This window comes from Porcincola sp. LCP21S3_C12 (assembly GCF_052118625.1).
Lineage (GTDB): Bacteria > Bacillota > Clostridia > Lachnospirales > Lachnospiraceae > Porcincola.
Map to the genome: position 1 here is coordinate 1 of NZ_JBQKGW010000023.1, position 14,791 is coordinate 14,791.

A 14,791-nucleotide genomic window follows, 5' to 3' on the forward strand; every position below is an offset into this window, starting at 1 on the left:
ATGATCACACTCATAAACAGTCCTGACCGGCTCCGCCAGCCGACCGTTCAATAACCGCGCCGCGACCGGTGGTCAACGCATCAGCGACCGCCGGCGCCCGCAAAATGCATCCTGGCGAACCGGCTGATGCTTTTTGTGAGAATGACATCGATCTTTCCCGCTTCACAGTCGGCAAGCATACGCTGGAACTCAGGCCTTTTTTCCGTGCCTGTTCCTGAAATTCCTTCGTCCGCATAGACACCGGCATATTCCCATTCCGGATTGCTCTGAATCCGTTTACTGTAACTGCTGATCTGCGCGGACAGGGAATGATGAAGCCGTTTGGTTTCCATTGAAACTCTGGCGTAAGCGGCGACCTTCTTACGTGTAATCACGGCAGGGATCGCCGGTTCAATCTTCGTGATTTTTGCCATATAATCACTCCTTTCCGTCACTATACATCACTCTGGGAAGCCGTCTTATCAAGCATTTGCGGGCCGTAAACCGCCGAATATCGGCTTGTATTTGTCCTTCATCTTTGTATCAATTATGGCAAACTGCTCCTCTGTGATTAGGTTCTGCTTCAGCATTAAACGGAACATTTCCATGCTGGCGGTATAGAGTTTTTCCCTTTCGAACTGCTCCTCATTCATGGCTGTCACCCCCGAACCGGTCGGCGATGTAGCAGGCGTGAGAGCAGTACTTGCGGTGCCGGTTGCCGTAGGCGGTGAAGATTTTCCCGCAGTGGGCGCAGGTGAAGGTATAGATGGCTGTCTGTCTGCGGTTTACCGCATCGGCGTGCCTGTTCCACCATTCCTGACAGCATTTGCCGGAGCAGAACTTTAAAGTTATGACCATTGAAGGGCTCAAGAGGATCCTACATATGAAAGCAGAAAGATATAAACATTGCAAAAGTAATAAAATCTCAGCCGTAATATACAGACAAAGACCTAATGATACATGAAGGTGTTATAATATTTTTCAAATAGCTGATGTTTCTATGCTGAAGTTATCGGGAGATGGGCGATGAAAAGAATTCTTTCTGTATTATTGGCGTTTTCAATGGTTCTAGGTACTTCGGTCGATGCTTATGCTGGCGGATTCTTGGATAAGATGGGCGACGCGTTTAGCGGTGCGGGTGATGCTTTGAGTGATGCCGGTGATTGGGCCTTAGATAAAGGACAGAATGCTGTTCAGGGGGCCGGCGATGCTTTGCAGGATGCAGGAAAGTGGGCTTCTGAGAATGGAGGTAAGGCACTCGATGCTACAGGAAAAGCATTGGAAGATGCCAGAGCATGGACAGTCGAGAATGGCGGGAAACTGATAACCAGTGTTGGAAAATCGTTTGGCGTAGCGGCAGACTGGGTTGTAGATAATGGAGGGAAGCTTGTAGACAGCAGTGGAACAGCGATAGATACTGCATGGAAATGGACTTCAGAAAATGGCGAGAAACAGCTCTCGAAGCTAGGGGCTTCCATTACTGATAACTGGAATAAATATTTTGGAGATGGTGAGGAGAAGGGACCGCATCATCTATGTGTTTCATCCCCCTTATTTCAGACATCTGATCTACTTGAAAGTAAAACCGATGATGATGGGTGTACCTATGAATGCTTTGAATTTAATGATAGGTATCAGGTCACGGAGCTTTCCATTGCCAGAGGTGAAGATGATGAGGTCCTTTTCTTCGGAAAAGTTCCTGCAACGGATATGATCTCTTCATTGTATGACAGCGCAGAGTTTTCCCAGGAACTGGCATCGGGCGGTGGAAAGAGAGCTATGGCTCAGCAACTTGATTTTGTAGGAAAGAAAGATAAGAAGGATATTATCGGAAGAGCAGAGTGTGTATGGACCGATCATTATTCCGTTATCTTGGTTGTCAGCACAGAAAAGGGAACAGATAGTGAAAATGAAGAAGCAAGCGATATGTTCGATATCTGGATGGATACTCTGAGTATCTATGAGACAAATAAGGACCCGGTAGCCACTGAAGAGACGGAGGCTGAAACTGAAAAGGATTCCTCTAAGCTTCAGACAGGAATTTTAACTGCGTCTAATGTAAAGACGGCAAATCGCTTTTTCGATGAATATAGATTCCATAGTCCGAAAGGCGGGCATGGTTTTGCAGCAGAACAGGCCAATACACTTGCTGATAATATTAAGGGAATCTTCAAAGGAGAGCATGCTAAAGTAGTCGGAGATGATAATGCGCCGAATGGTGCAGACCGAAAAATTACTTTTGCTGATGGTACTGAACAGTTGGTTCAGACGAAGTATCATGAAACTGCTCAATCATCAATTGCAGCATGCTTCGATAAGAATGGAGTTTTTCGATATGAGACAGCAGAAGGCAAGCCAATGCAGATTGAGGTTCCTTCTGATCAGTATGATGACGCTGTTCGGGCAATGGAGCAGCGTATTCGGAATGGAGAGGTACCTAATGTAACTAATCCTGAGGATGCAAAGAAAATAGTAAGGAAAGGAACTGTTACTTACGATCAGGCAAAGAATATTGCGAAAGCTGGTAATATAGACTCAATTACTTATGATGCTGTAAACGGAGTAGTCGAAAGTGCATATTCATTTGGCATTAGTGCATCTATCGAATTTGCAACCAGCATATGGAATGGAGAGAGTGTAGAGAAAGCATTAAAGAGTTCAGCATATACTGGTCTTCAAGTTGGAGGGACAAGTTTTGTTATAAGTGTACTGGCTGGTCAGCTTTCGAAGTCAGCATTAAATAGTGCGATGGTAGGCAGCAGTGAAGCTATAGTCAATGCATTAGGCCCGAAGGCTGCAGCCACTTTTGTAAATGCTTTCAGGACAGGCGGCAATATTTATGGTGCTGCAGCAATGAAGAGCGCTGCTAAGCTTCTGCGTGGCAATGTTATTACTTCAACAGTATCATTGCTTGTAGTTTCGATTCCTGATATCTATCATACTTTCAGGGGAGATATCTCAGCAAAACAATTGGCAAAAAATGTTGCCGAAGCAGGAGGTGGATTGCTTGGTGGTCTAGGCGGATGGTATGGCGGCGCAGCGATAGGAACATTGATTGCACCTGGTATTGGTACAGTAATCGGAGGACTTGTGGTTTCTGTGGCAGGTGGAATTGCTGCTCAAAAGGCTACAAGCATGGTCGCGGATTTGATAGCGGAAGATGATGCAGATGAGATGCTTGACATCGTAGGAGATGAATTTAAATCACTGTCGGAGGAGTACTTATTAAATGCAGATGAAGCAGATCAGGTAACAAAGCTCATCAGTAAGACAACAACGATGGAGACCCTTACGCAGATGTTCAAGAGTAGCCATAGAGAATTGTATGCAAGAGAGGTTATACTGAGACCGGTAATCGAATCGGTTGTCGATAAGAGGGAGAAGATAGAAATCCCAGTAGATGAATACGATGATGCGGTGTCAGAAGTACTTGAAGACATCTATGATGAGGAACAGGAAACGGAGGAGACAGAAATTGCCGGCTAATAAAGAAATACTTGAGATCTATGAATATGCATTGGATAAGTATGGAGAATTTGCAAAAGCACTAGAGAAAACGGATGCAATATTGAAAAAATGCACTGTTGAAGAAATTCCTGCCCCGAGACTCACCGGCGAAAAATTAAGAGAAGCGTTAATCTTCGCTGGCAAACTATTTGAAGAAGACACCAGAGCTAATGTCTATATAGCACTGGTGGATCTTGGAAGAAACCAGGTCCTAACTGTATGCAAACTGAATAAGGGAAAACTGCTGATAGCCAGCTATGCCAGAGAAGGATTAATCAAACAGCACTTAGCTGAAAAGGCGATTAAGGCGATTAAGGATAGGGTTGTAGTCTGAATATGAATTGATGAGGGGCAGTCTCTCTTTTGAGACTGTCCCTTGATTCATTTATACAGGGTATCGTTTCGGCAGCGGCATCCATGCGGCGACTTTTTCAGCATCTTCTATTCCGCAGTCATGCAGTTCACCGAAGCCTTTGCCATGGAAGGAAACGTCTTTAATATCGTTCATGCCGCAGTTGGCATCTTCTGCGAGCGGGCCGTAGTCCAGGACAGTTATTGCCCAGCCGATGTAATCGCTGTAGTAGCTGGTGCAGAGGTACTTTCCGTCTTTTTTCGGGAGTTTTTTGGTTACTGGAATCCATTTAGCAGTATGCTTCATAGTTGCTCTCCTTGTCATATGGCATCTTTAAGTTGAGGCCGGATTTTTCTGCCTGCAGTTTTTGATCGGTTTCGTCGATTTTATAAACTTTGTTTCCCTTGCGAAAGTTGGATCCGGTCTGGGTAAAGCGGAACGGCACGTTGTTCTCAGTACATTCCAGCATCAGGCTCAATACCCATGAGAAGTCACAGAGCCTGGCATCGGGACCGGACTCTCCGCCGCATGTGACGGAACTGATTTCGCCGGAGCTGAGATAGCGGCCGATACGGACCGGGCCTAGCATGGGCTCGACGATGACAGATTTCTGTTTAATCGGCAGCGACAGAAGATACCGGATCCTGCGGTCTGCCGTATACTGGCTTTCCACGGAGAAAGCAATCTCCACATTATCGTATCCGTCGCCCCAGTCAGGCGGGAGAGTGGCAGCGATACGTTCTGGCCGCTTTGTAATGATGAGAAAGGTCAGATCAGGACGTTCTCTGATGAAGGACCAGACATCAGGCCGCCAGGCATCAGCCTCCTCGATAAAGAAGTCGGAGGTTGTGCAGGTATGGACAATTCTATCGTCCGGATTCAACTTATATGCATGGGAACGGTTCTTCTGTATGGGAAGGTCGAATGACTTTGTCTTAAAGACAAGGGACGGATTCCGGCCATATTTCCTGTCCTTCTGATAGACAGGGCAGGACAGGCATCCGGAGGAGATCCGTCTGCATCCGTGCCATGGATTCCAGGTCGCCTTTGTAGAGTTATCACCCATCATTCTCATCATCCTCCTGTTCTTCCGATTTCAACAAACTACTGCGATTCCACACATATGTTCGACCGATGCTTTGAAGAAAAACCAGAGCACTGAAGTACCCTGGTTTTAGAAATAATTCAATATTCGAGTCCGTATTTATCCTTGAAGGCGCGGACTTCCTTTCTGTGAGCTTCTTCCAGCATATCGATCTCTTCTGGTTTTGCAAGGTCCCATGAAGGTACGATCCCGAGCACAACTGCTTCGATCTGAACGTGATCGTCTTCACTCTTTTCACCATACGGAAGGTCGGAATTCAGAGATACAAGCTTGTTCCCTGATTTGTGCTTGATGACAGCACCGTCAGCAGTGGAGCAGATTACATCCTGACCGTCTTCTGCAAAATTCGTGTACTTTGCATAGACGATGTCTCCGTCGTAGTAGCGGGGCTCCATGCTTCGTCCGCTGATCTGAATCAGGATGTCAGCGTTCATGCTGCGGTCATTATTCCGGACAAATCTGTAGGTTGGCTTATCATCCACAAATTCATTGCCAGATCCGGCAGCTGGCCTTGTAGCGCTGAACTGGATAAGGGAATATTCATCCTGATAGGCTTTGTAGCGTTCATCATCCCTGGCGGCCGCCATCTCTGAGACCATTCTCACCACGACCGCCTGGTCACTTTCATCAAGCTGCCTGAAATAGTCAATCAGTTTTCTTTCGGCAAATGAATACTTGGGAGCCGATGGGATCTCGAATAGTTCGTTGAGCGGGATACCGAACATCTGGTTTAGCTCGCGGATCGTTTCCACGTCTGGCCTGGCCAGATTGCGCTCCCACAGAGTGACGGTATTCTTGCTGATTCCAAGGATCTCTGCAAGCTTCTGCTGTGTGCAGCCGGCATTCTTGCGGTATTTTTTCAGAACCGCTCCGAAGTTCATCAGTTTTTCAGGTTTTGCCATAAGTAAGTCCTTTCTAAGAAGCATATGTGCTTCGGTTATGCTGCTGTTAACTTTCTGGCTATCCTGTTGCCACCAGAATATCACAACAATAATGTGATTGCAAGAAATAAAATGATAATAATATTACAAATTTGTTATTGAAATCCGTAGTCACTGGTAGTAACATACAGACTAAGACAAGAAGCAGAAGACAACGGTCAGGAGGTGAGTAAAGCAATACCGGGGCAATAGTATTACGAAAAAACTGCTTCCTTCAGGACGGGAAGCGGCGGCTGTGTTGAATAAAGCAGAATAGCAGAGTCCTGATGTGAATATTCTGCGGAGGGACCGGTGTATGACGTTCCAGTACACCGGCTCAGATGACACGAAAGGGAATAAGGATGGAGAAAAAAGAGAATCGGATCAAGTCACTCCCAGAAATACTTGATGAGTATTATGGGGTAAACAGGGAAACGGTCCCTGACGAGTATCTCAGGAACAACTGGAAGATATTCCGAACGGTAATCCCCATGGGAATACTCGAGAAATATCGTATCATGTCCAGCCAATATCTGGGCTTTTATACAGTGATGGCCCAGCGCCCGGAACATTTCCAGGCTAATCTAGTATTTTCCAGCAGGGTTGAAGTGTATCTCAGAAGAAAGCAGGCTTTTGATGCCCTGTTTGCTGTACCGCATATCTGGGGCAGTACGGAAGGAATATATGTATTGAGCGATACGCCTTCCGGTGGGCTTACCCGAATGGAGATGGAGCTGAAGTTTTTGACAGCCTGTTTTTTTGACTTTTCGGTGAATCCGCCGGTATATCTGGGCCATAAGGTTTCCCTTTACCGGGAAGCGGACAACAGTTATATGTCTTCGGACGTGTATCTTCCTATGGATGAATACCTTCTCCCCAGGCTGGAGAGTGAGAAGGACATGGACCGGCTTGCGGAAGCTATTCTGGAGACATATACTCCTGAGACGCTGCATTCCGGGGGAAGAGTATCAGGCAGGGAACTGGCCGGCAGACTGGGGCTCAGGGTGCATGAGCATGATGTGGTCGGAAGAGATGATACTCTTGGAATGTTCTTTATCGCTCCTGACAAGGTTGAAGTTCTAACCGATACAAAGGAGAGGAGGCAGCTGAATCTGCGGCCGAACGATATCCTGCTTAACAGAAGGACATTGCGGGACAGGTCAAAGAAGATCGATCAGACTGATAGCACGCTCTACCATGAATGCAGTCATAAGATCCTTGACGGATATTTCTATGAGCTGCAGAGGATGGCCGGCAGGGCATATGCTTATGCGGCAAGACTGATTATATCCAAAGAGTGTGAGAATCGTGATGACTGGGTGATCGCAAGGTCGGAACGACAGGCATCGAAGCTTGCAGCGCATCTGATGGTGCCCAGAGACAACGCACTCAGAGTAATTACGGATGTCATTGACAGCCAGGCAGGGGTATGGAACACCAATACGATCCGCAAGGCAATCAACCGGCTTGCTTCCGTGTTTAATGTCTCCCGAGAGATGGCAAGGATCAGGATGGTCGAACTTGGCTATCCGGAGGCAGAGGGGGTCTACCGTTATACAGACAATCATTATGTAAAAGACCACAGCTGTGCCGGGAAGTGGAAGGAAGGGGTCACATATACCATATCGGCAGTAAATGTGCTTGCCATGGAAGATGATCCGAAAGCATGGAAGATTCTGACCAGCTCCAGATATGTCTTTGTAGATAACCATTTCTGCCTGAACAGGAGTAAGTACCTGTATCGGAATGCCCGTGGCAATCTTGCACTGACCCCCTATGCTTTGTCTCACATTGATGAATGCTGTATCCCGTTCAGACCGGTCGGGAGCTGCAGCTGTGGAAGACCGCAGGGCCTCTATGCAGCGAGAAATGAGAAGATCCCTGTAGAAGTCGATTTCACGATCGATTCAGACATTCCGGAGGATCAGAACTCTGAGGAATTCAGAAAGTTCGCCGAAAACCTGGAGAAAAATGCCAACGATCTTGCAGACCTGGTGATCAGAATGCCGCGGGATTATCCGGCGAGTTTACGGTCCGTTCTGGAGAGGAGGAATGTGTCCCAGCAGGCTTTAGCAGACAGAATGCATATGCAGGCCAGTGAGGTTTACAAGCTGCTGAAAGTCGACCAGGAAGCACCGGGTCCGACACTGAAGCAGCTGGTAAGAGCCTGCCTTGCTCTCAGGCTTGACTATGACGAATCTGTACAACTGATAGAGAGTGCAGGGAAAAATCTCCGCGCAAATAAAGAGGATGTCAATATTTATCGGTTAATGCTCAAGTCTACCAAGATCCTGGATCTTGAGACCTGTAATAATGCACTTATGGCTCTTCATATGAAACCGTTCTTTGATCCAGTGAATGGGTAATGAACTATCTCAGCTCTTCCGGGTGCCTGCTCAGCACCCGGTTTTTTTGTACGGCGACGAGCCACAGGGCGCAGTCCATGCTTGCATGGTAAGGCGCCAATGTGGCGACCGCGAACATCGAATGTGCAAAGCACATGAGATGGAAGCGGCGTAGCCGATCGAGTAGGATGGAATACATCCTACTCGACCTCCCAAAAGAATGCCGGCGTAAGAAAATTTTTCTCAAACACCTACCGAAATGGCAGGTGTTTGAGATTCACGCAGACAGCATAAACTGCTTCATTTCTATAATCGTTTCTTTCCTTTACCGTCAGGAAGTCAGTATAAAACAATCATTTCTGTGATTTCAAACACCTGCTTTTTCAGCAGAGGTTTCAACATTTCAAACCTGGTACCCTATGGTCAGTTCAAGGGAACGCAAGGCAAGCTTCCCGCAGAACGAACATAAAACAATCAGTTAAAGCCGGATGCATACGGCAGCGAATGATTCATACACATCTTTCCGGATCCCTCCTCAGCGGAGGTCCGGAAAGGTGCGTAGATGTGGATCAGCTGTCCTGTGCATCCTTTTTCTTTCCCGGGGATTCCGGGTCCGCATCAGAGAATCTGGCGAGAGGAAAATCCTTCCGCCGATCGAATCAAGAACTGCCGTGTACGTCCGCAGAAGGGACAGGACATGAAACAGAACATGGCAGCGGATCGAAAGGAAACAAAGGACGAGACAGCATGTGATATCAGAGAGCTCACGCTGAATGAGCTGATCGGGAGATTGGGATCCACTTCGAAACTTCCAAAGATTCCCAATACCCGGGAACTGCGTGATTATGCGGAGGTGGTTTTCCAGACGGACTCCTATATCGTCTATTCAAACGGATATGTTGTTTACCAGAACGACTGGGGAAGAACGGTCCTTTTTCTCAGCGACTGTACAACATATACCTATCACTTTGCTCCGCTTACAGCGAATGAACAGGTATATCAGACTCAGAGTGAAAGAGTAGATAGCTTTGGCAATCTTCCCTGGATGATCGGTGTAACCGTCAGGGGAGATCACCAGATTGAGATCAATGGGTACTTTCGTGAAGGGAAGCATATCGATGCAGACAGCAATGAAGAGGAAGAAAACGATAACCGCTCTGGCTGCAGACCATATCGTTATCCTAATCCGGAAGACGAATATATAAGGAAAGAGGGATGGGAAGAAAAGCTGGAAAGGTTAACAGAAAAACAAAAACAGGTGTTTATTCTGTCAAGAGTTTACGGATATACCGAGGAAGAGATCGCTGCAATGCTGAGAATAAGACCGGTAAGTGTGTCGAGTCATTTGATAGCAATCCGTAAAAAAATAAAGAAGGTCAGTTCCTTGTGAAACATAATAAGTGAAAAACTGGCGAAGGCAGTCTTGCCTCCGCCAGTTTTTTCGGGAAAAGAGAAGTAAAGATTATTTTGCCAATGTCGGTATCAGGAACAGGAAATCACGTTCTGATGAGTCTTCGCTGTCTGCAAAGAAGTCATACATGGACCAGTTGTAGTAGAAACGTTCCGCTCCATAGATCATATATCCGTCCTGATTGTGATCGGTGGTATCATACGGATCAGCCATGATCAGTACATCATCCTGTGTAGTGTCGGTACCCATGGTGTCATACCCAATTACAACCTGCCAGTGACCGCCCCATTCAATCCAGCAGACCAGGATCGGGTGGCCGGCTTTTAATTCCTCTGCAAACCGTTCAATAGGGAATGCTTCGTGAAGCTCGTCCGCAGTTTTGTAGTCGTACGAACTCTCAAGATTGAACCCGCCGCCGCTGTCAAGCATCCCGGCACCGTCAAACATCTCCATTTCCTGCTTCAGGGAAGTAGCGCCTGGCTCTGCCCCGTTGGAGCGGAACTTTGCAAGATCTTCTTCTCCAAGATTCCCACGTTTCCCGTAATAGTCAAGAACCATCAGTGCGCTGGCAACGCCGCAGGACCATTCGGATGACTGCTGAATCGTTTTGAAATGCGGGAGAATCGTCAGCGTATCAGTACTTTTCATATTGTAGTAGTCAAGAGATGTGAAATAGGGGGAATCCGGATGATCCCCTTCCCGTTCCACTGAATCTGCGCCAGCTTCCGGGTCGAGATCTTCATTATCCTCGATCTTCATCTCATCAGAAAAGTTTCCGTTGGGGAAAGCTGCCTTCTCCGCTTCTGTTTCTCCTGCAAACACAAATCCACTGCCAGATAAAGTGATCGTGCCGCAAAGAACAGCTGTAAGTAGTTTCAGGTCTAATTTTCCTTTTCGCGTCATAACACACTCCTCCTTATACATGCTGCACCATTGTTTTATAGTAAACGGTAAATAATCAGTGCTTTTCTGCCCGAAAAAAGGATCGCTTCTCAGCGACTCTTTTTCCGACAGATCTCTGGTAATTCTTCCGACCAGGGAAGCAGCCGCTCCATGCTGGCAGCTTCGTCCTCATCGGATTGAAACTCACCAAGCTTTGGAAGTTCGGTGAGCAGATACTCGAAGTATTGATACAGGTTAAGGCTGTTGGCCTTGGCCGTTTCAACTAAGCTGTATATCACGGCGCTGGATTTTGCTCCGGAGATGGTGTCACACATCATCCAGTTTTTCCGTCCGACTGTGAAACCTCTGATTGTGGCCTCCGTGCGGTTGTTGTCCAGCGGAATCTCTCCGCATTCAAGGAACGTCAGGAGATATGATTCCTGGTTAAGGCAGTACTGGAGGCCTTCCTGGGTCTTATCACTCATCAGGATGCTCTTATCTTCTGATATCTTATGAACCCACGCAAAGAAAGCGTCAACAAGAGGACGTACTTTATCCATACGTTCCTTCTGACGTTCTTCAGGGCTAAGGTCCTGCAGTAGTCCTTCCGCATGATAGATAGCAGCTATCATGCGGATCGCATCTTTTGCGATGGTTGCCGGGAGCTTTACCTGCCTGGACTCTGCTGCTTTGACTGCATCGGAGAACTTCCTTCGGGCATGCGCCCAGCACTCGGCGATCTTTATGTCTTTTACCTTTCGGTCCAGTGTTTTGTAACCGCCGTAGCCATCGCAAACCAGGTATCCGGAGAAGCCTTTCAGGAACTCCAGCGGATGATCGCTGCCTCTGGTCTTCTGGTATTCGTAAAGGACAATCGGATGGTCAGTATAATACTGACCGGTCCGGTAGATCCACATGTAACTTTTGGCTCCTGCTTTCCGGCCGTCTTTTGTTACTTCAACGGTCGTTTCATCCGCCTGCAGGACCTTATACTCTGAGATGAGTAGTTTCCGCAGGTAGCTGTAAAGCCTCGAGAGGTACCGGTCTGTACACTTGATCGTCCAGGATGCCATGTTTTGCTCTGAGATATGCACGCCGTTTCTATCGAAGTCTTTTTCAACCCTTCTGAATGGGACAGCGTTGACATACTTGGCATTGATAAGTGCTGACTCCAATGACAGGCTCACAATGCTTCCGCGAAGCAGATAAGGAGGTGTTTCACCTTTTACAAACTTCGGAAGACCGGTCTTGCTGCGATAGACAGCGACATGCGTTTCCTCAACTTTCCAGCCTGCGGGTATGAAGACCAGTCTCTTATAGACTTCATCATCCATCCGGCGGCAGTTGTCGAGAGAACCGAATTCCCGGATCCTTACTTCTTCCGGAACGTCATTCGTAGGAAGCTGGATGACCGGAATACCTTTAAGATCAGCCTCTTTCTTTCCCTTTGGACGTGGTTTTCTGATCCGGACAACGGTCTCGATCGAAGGCTCTTCGGGATCCGGGTTCTGATCATGGATTGCTTCGGCTTCATTAAAGTAGATGTTGCCGTCCGCATCGAACCATCCCTGGCCTTCCTGCTCACTTAGCTTTTCCGTGTGCCTGCCAAAACGATAGTTGTTGGCGATCGCGATCTGCTCGGTCAGCTTGTCCAGCTTTGCATTGACAGAAGCAAGCTGCTCCTGCATGGACAGAACCATGAGTACGAGCGCTTCCTTGGAAAGCTCATTCAGTTTTTCAGGTGTATAGTTCTTATCCATGATGACCTCCGAATACGAACTTATTATACCTGAAAGCCTTATAAACAGCCACTTTCAGCCGCTGGGGCTGTCGTCATAATGCCTACGGACCAGACATCGCAGGACGGCATCAGAAGAAGGTGATATACAGTTGTCAAAGATCATTCCTGCTTTTCCGGACGCTCACATACAGTCATACATTGAGCGTCAGAGCTGTTAACAGGAGATTCGAAAAACGATTCCGGGTACCATTGGAGTGCCTCAGAACACAGAAAAATTTCTCCGTATTGCACAAACAATTCATCCAATACGCTTCGGATGGATCTCGCCGATCAGTCCGGATTGTAGTGGATTAAAGCCCTTCATCAGCTCGGCGAACTGTTCCCGTGTCAGCTGTTTAGCTTCGGCGACAGTCCTTGGCCACTGGTATCGGAATCCTGGAGCAAGCCGCTTATAAAGAAGGAGAAATCCATCTCCTTCGAAATAGAGCCCTTTGATCCGGTCACTCTTTCTTCCACAAAAGAGGAACAGGGTTCCTTTCTCTGTCGGAGTAAGATGGAACTTCTCCTGAATCAGGAAGGCAAGTCCATCGATGCCAAGTCTTAAGTCGGTGTAGCCGCAGGCAATGTAGATCTTTGAAACACCGACTGCATCCTTAAGCATTGCGAATCACCTGAAGGACATCGGTAAGAAGCTGTCTGGATGTTCCTTCTGAGACACCAATCGTGACTCCGTTTAAAGTAATGGTGAGCTGCATTCGGAAGTCACTTGATTGTTCGAACCCTGGCAGCGCAGGCTCCGCTGAATTCACCTCAGCAAACACTGGAGTATTGCTCTGGAGGATTTCAGCTCTCAGCTGTTTCCTTCTATAGTAGAAAGTCTTTGTACTGATCTGGTTCTGGCTGCACCATTCGGCAACAGATAACCCACTTGAAGATTGCTGCTGGACCATGGTCATCCAGGATCTGTGTTGAACTTTCGTAACCAATAACTCGGCGCCCATAAGATTCCCCCTTTGTCTTAAGGTTCTTAAGAACCTCAAGAATTGTCTAAGGGGATTATCCCAAAATCAGGGCATGACAAGAAGACACTTAATATTTACCGTTTACGTTTTATAGTGCACCGACAGTGACAAAAATCTTGGGTGCATTTTAGCATATGGTTTAGGGAAAATATATAGAATTTCAGGCAATCTTCAGAAACCGGGAATTTGCGATTCTCACAAAAAAATAAAAAATTTTATTGTAGGTACCATAGTTTCGGCCCTTCAAACGCCTTTTATATGTAGGGACTTGATATTAGCCCTCCGATCCGCATGGAGGAGCGGTTTTTGGAGAAGCATAGGAAAATGTACCGCATGACGATGAGGATGATTACGAAAGTGAGGAAAAGCAATGGTTAAAGTAATGACGCAGGAAAAGGAACATTCAACAAAGGCACAGACAAGAGAGGACAGACTCAAGATCTATCAGAAGCCGATGGTTGCAGGGAGGAAGCTGAACTATGTGTGCTCTCCGCTGAGTCCTAACAGTGAGGATCCGGATGAAGCAGATCAGGAAGTGCTTGAGAATCTTCTCCGAGCGAAGAGAGCCTGCGAGCTGCTCGTGAGAATCGGAGCACTTCCGGTCTGTCCGCATCTGTATCTTCCGTACTTCCTGGATGATGAGATCGAGGAAGAGAGGGGGCTTGCAGAAGAACTTGCGCTGGCTGCCTTGAGAAGATGCCACGAAGTATGGGTCTTCTCGGAAAATATCTCTTCCGGGATGGTCAGGGAGATTGCGGAGGCGGCCAAACGGGGAATTCCGGTGAGAATGATCTGCGAGTCAAATGGATTTCTCAGGGATGCCTTCAAGAATGATTACGATGATGACGAGGATAGAGAGGAGGAAGACGAGGATGAGTAAGAAATATAAGGACCCGGCCAAGGTCATGCTCAGAAATGTAAGAATCAGCTACGCACATATCTGGGAGCCGAGATCGATGGACGACAAGGAGCCGAAGTACTCGCTTTCGGCAATCATTTCCAAGAAGGATACTGACCTTCTTGAGGCGATGAAGAAGGCAATAGATGCTGCGATCGAAGCGGGGAAAACGAAAAAGTGGAACGGTACGGTTCCGCAGAATCTGATCATGCCGCTCCATGATGGAGATGAGGAGCGGCCGGACGATGAAGCTTATTCCGGAGCGATGTTCGTGAACGCGAGGTCATCCGATGCACCCCAGATCGTGGACAGACATGTAAGACCTATCGAGGATCCCATGGACGTGTATTCCGGCTGCTACTGCAATGTGACAGTCACCTTTTTCCCGTACAGAGGAGAGAAAGGGGATGGAATCGGAGTCGGACTTGGGAATATCCAGAAGGTCTCAGACGGAGACCATCTGACTGGAAGAGCCTCAGCGGACAGCGATTTTGATCTGCTTGACGATGCTGATGATAAAGAAGTATCCGATAATCCGTTCGAGTGATGATTCCCGACGCTGGGAAAGGTTAGCTACATAAAAATAAATACAGCAACAAGTCAATGAGCTGCCTTCGGGCGGCTCACTT

At 47.4% G+C, this 14,791-nt stretch carries 15 protein-coding genes and 1 pseudogene; 6 read left to right on the forward strand and 10 right to left on the reverse strand.

All coding sequences use genetic code 11. The features are described from left to right. Positions 1 to 110: 110 nt before the first annotated feature. From ACTQ1N_RS10875 to ACTQ1N_RS10885, 3 genes and pseudogenes are all read right to left on the reverse strand, one after another. Positions 111 to 413 (reverse strand): annotated as a pseudogene (locus ACTQ1N_RS10875) (recombinase family protein); the annotation flags it as partial. Between the two features lie 48 nt (positions 414 to 461). Next, positions 462 to 632, reverse strand: a complete 171-nt coding sequence (locus ACTQ1N_RS10880; protein ID WP_441956758.1) for an SHOCT domain-containing protein — start codon at positions 630 to 632, stop codon at positions 462 to 464. Continuing rightward, complete coding sequence (locus ACTQ1N_RS10885) at positions 625 to 837, reverse strand: hypothetical protein (RefSeq protein WP_441956759.1); 213 nt, start codon at positions 835 to 837, stop codon at positions 625 to 627. Before ACTQ1N_RS10885 ends, ACTQ1N_RS10880 begins: the two co-directional genes overlap by 8 nt. Positions 838 to 1,005: 168 nt before the next feature. Between ACTQ1N_RS10885 and ACTQ1N_RS10890 the strand changes: the two genes are divergently transcribed. After that, positions 1,006 to 3,465, forward strand: a complete 2,460-nt coding sequence (locus tag ACTQ1N_RS10890; protein ID WP_441956760.1) for a hypothetical protein — start codon at positions 1,006 to 1,008, stop codon at positions 3,463 to 3,465. Next, positions 3,455 to 3,820: a hypothetical protein gene (locus ACTQ1N_RS10895; protein WP_441956761.1), complete on the forward strand. Its 366-nt coding sequence runs from the start codon at positions 3,455 to 3,457 to the stop codon at positions 3,818 to 3,820. The genes ACTQ1N_RS10890 and ACTQ1N_RS10895 overlap by 11 nt, the downstream gene beginning before the upstream one ends. Before the next feature lie 51 nt (positions 3,821 to 3,871). Here the strand turns inward: ACTQ1N_RS10895 and ACTQ1N_RS10900 are convergent, their stop codons facing one another. The 3 genes from ACTQ1N_RS10900 to ACTQ1N_RS10910 all read right to left on the reverse strand — a co-directional run bounded on the left by ACTQ1N_RS10900 (position 3,872) and on the right by ACTQ1N_RS10910 (position 5,845). After that, positions 3,872 to 4,144: a hypothetical protein gene (locus tag ACTQ1N_RS10900; RefSeq protein WP_441956762.1), complete on the reverse strand. Its 273-nt coding sequence runs from the start codon at positions 4,142 to 4,144 to the stop codon at positions 3,872 to 3,874. Next, positions 4,128 to 4,907 (reverse strand): DUF5131 family protein, encoded by a 780-nt coding sequence (locus tag ACTQ1N_RS10905; protein WP_441956763.1) that lies wholly within the window; start codon positions 4,905 to 4,907, stop codon positions 4,128 to 4,130. Before ACTQ1N_RS10905 ends, ACTQ1N_RS10900 begins: the two co-directional genes overlap by 17 nt. Positions 4,908 to 5,023: 116 nt before the next feature. Then, a complete protein-coding gene (locus tag ACTQ1N_RS10910) occupies positions 5,024 to 5,845 on the reverse strand; it encodes an XRE family transcriptional regulator (protein WP_441956764.1) in 822 nt (273 codons plus the stop codon). A gap of 626 nt (positions 5,846 to 6,471) precedes the next feature. Between ACTQ1N_RS10910 and ACTQ1N_RS10915 the strand changes: the two genes are divergently transcribed. Together ACTQ1N_RS10915 and ACTQ1N_RS10920 are read left to right on the forward strand one after the other, a co-directional pair. Beyond that, positions 6,472 to 8,229: a hypothetical protein gene (locus ACTQ1N_RS10915; RefSeq protein ID WP_441956765.1), complete on the forward strand. Its 1,758-nt coding sequence runs from the start codon at positions 6,472 to 6,474 to the stop codon at positions 8,227 to 8,229. A 676-nt stretch (positions 8,230 to 8,905) separates the two neighbouring features. Then, complete coding sequence (locus ACTQ1N_RS10920) at positions 8,906 to 9,598, forward strand: RNA polymerase sigma factor (RefSeq protein ID WP_441956766.1); 693 nt, start codon at positions 8,906 to 8,908, stop codon at positions 9,596 to 9,598. A gap of 72 nt (positions 9,599 to 9,670) precedes the next feature. Here the strand turns inward: ACTQ1N_RS10920 and ACTQ1N_RS10925 are convergent, their stop codons facing one another. The 4 genes from ACTQ1N_RS10925 to tnpA form a co-directional block, all read right to left on the reverse strand. Beyond that, positions 9,671 to 10,522, reverse strand: coding sequence for a C39 family peptidase (locus ACTQ1N_RS10925; RefSeq protein ID WP_441956767.1), 852 nt, complete (start codon positions 10,520 to 10,522; stop codon positions 9,671 to 9,673). 89 nt (positions 10,523 to 10,611) lie between these two features. Next, a complete protein-coding gene (gene tnpC, locus ACTQ1N_RS10930) occupies positions 10,612 to 12,261 on the reverse strand; it encodes an IS66 family transposase (protein WP_441956768.1) in 1,650 nt (549 codons plus the stop codon). Positions 12,262 to 12,540: 279 nt separating this feature from the next. After that, the gene (gene tnpB, locus ACTQ1N_RS10935; protein WP_321048298.1) at positions 12,541 to 12,903 is read right to left on the reverse strand and encodes an IS66 family insertion sequence element accessory protein TnpB; all 363 of its coding nucleotides are present in this window, start codon (positions 12,901 to 12,903) and stop codon (positions 12,541 to 12,543) included. Next, the gene (tnpA, locus tag ACTQ1N_RS10940; RefSeq protein ID WP_441205430.1) at positions 12,896 to 13,243 is read right to left on the reverse strand and encodes an IS66 family insertion sequence element accessory protein TnpA; all 348 of its coding nucleotides are present in this window, start codon (positions 13,241 to 13,243) and stop codon (positions 12,896 to 12,898) included. Before tnpA ends, tnpB begins: the two co-directional genes overlap by 8 nt. Before the next feature lie 391 nt (positions 13,244 to 13,634). Between tnpA and ACTQ1N_RS10945 the strand changes: the two genes are divergently transcribed. Beyond that, a complete protein-coding gene (locus ACTQ1N_RS10945; protein WP_441956769.1) occupies positions 13,635 to 14,144 on the forward strand; it encodes a DUF7768 domain-containing protein in 510 nt (169 codons plus the stop codon). Then, a complete protein-coding gene (locus ACTQ1N_RS10950; protein ID WP_441956770.1) occupies positions 14,137 to 14,709 on the forward strand; it encodes a DUF2815 family protein in 573 nt (190 codons plus the stop codon). Before ACTQ1N_RS10945 ends, ACTQ1N_RS10950 begins: the two co-directional genes overlap by 8 nt. Positions 14,710 to 14,791: the final 82 nt, after the last annotated feature.

Bases quoted from the DNA above. Each gene is read 5' to 3' on its own strand.
- ACTQ1N_RS10950 (WP_441956770.1), top strand. From the start codon at position 14,137: ATGAGTAAGAAATATAAGGACCCGGCCAAGGTCATGCTCAGAAATGTA.
- ACTQ1N_RS10880 (WP_441956758.1), bottom strand. From the start codon at position 632: ATGAATGAGGAGCAGTTCGAAAGGGAAAAACTCTATACCGCCAGCATG.
- tnpC (WP_441956768.1), bottom strand. From the start codon at position 12,261: ATGGATAAGAACTATACACCTGAAAAACTGAATGAGCTTTCCAAGGAA.
- tnpB (WP_321048298.1), bottom strand. From the start codon at position 12,903: ATGCTTAAGGATGCAGTCGGTGTTTCAAAGATCTACATTGCCTGCGGC.
- ACTQ1N_RS10925 (WP_441956767.1), bottom strand. From the start codon at position 10,522: ATGACGCGAAAAGGAAAATTAGACCTGAAACTACTTACAGCTGTTCTT.
- ACTQ1N_RS10890 (WP_441956760.1), top strand. From the start codon at position 1,006: ATGAAAAGAATTCTTTCTGTATTATTGGCGTTTTCAATGGTTCTAGGT.
- tnpA (WP_441205430.1), bottom strand. From the start codon at position 13,243: ATGGGCGCCGAGTTATTGGTTACGAAAGTTCAACACAGATCCTGGATG.
- ACTQ1N_RS10945 (WP_441956769.1), top strand. From the start codon at position 13,635: ATGGTTAAAGTAATGACGCAGGAAAAGGAACATTCAACAAAGGCACAG.
- ACTQ1N_RS10900 (WP_441956762.1), bottom strand. From the start codon at position 4,144: ATGAAGCATACTGCTAAATGGATTCCAGTAACCAAAAAACTCCCGAAA.
- ACTQ1N_RS10885 (WP_441956759.1), bottom strand. From the start codon at position 837: ATGGTCATAACTTTAAAGTTCTGCTCCGGCAAATGCTGTCAGGAATGG.
- ACTQ1N_RS10910 (WP_441956764.1), bottom strand. From the start codon at position 5,845: ATGGCAAAACCTGAAAAACTGATGAACTTCGGAGCGGTTCTGAAAAAA.
- ACTQ1N_RS10920 (WP_441956766.1), top strand. From the start codon at position 8,906: ATGAAACAGAACATGGCAGCGGATCGAAAGGAAACAAAGGACGAGACA.
- ACTQ1N_RS10905 (WP_441956763.1), bottom strand. From the start codon at position 4,907: ATGATGGGTGATAACTCTACAAAGGCGACCTGGAATCCATGGCACGGA.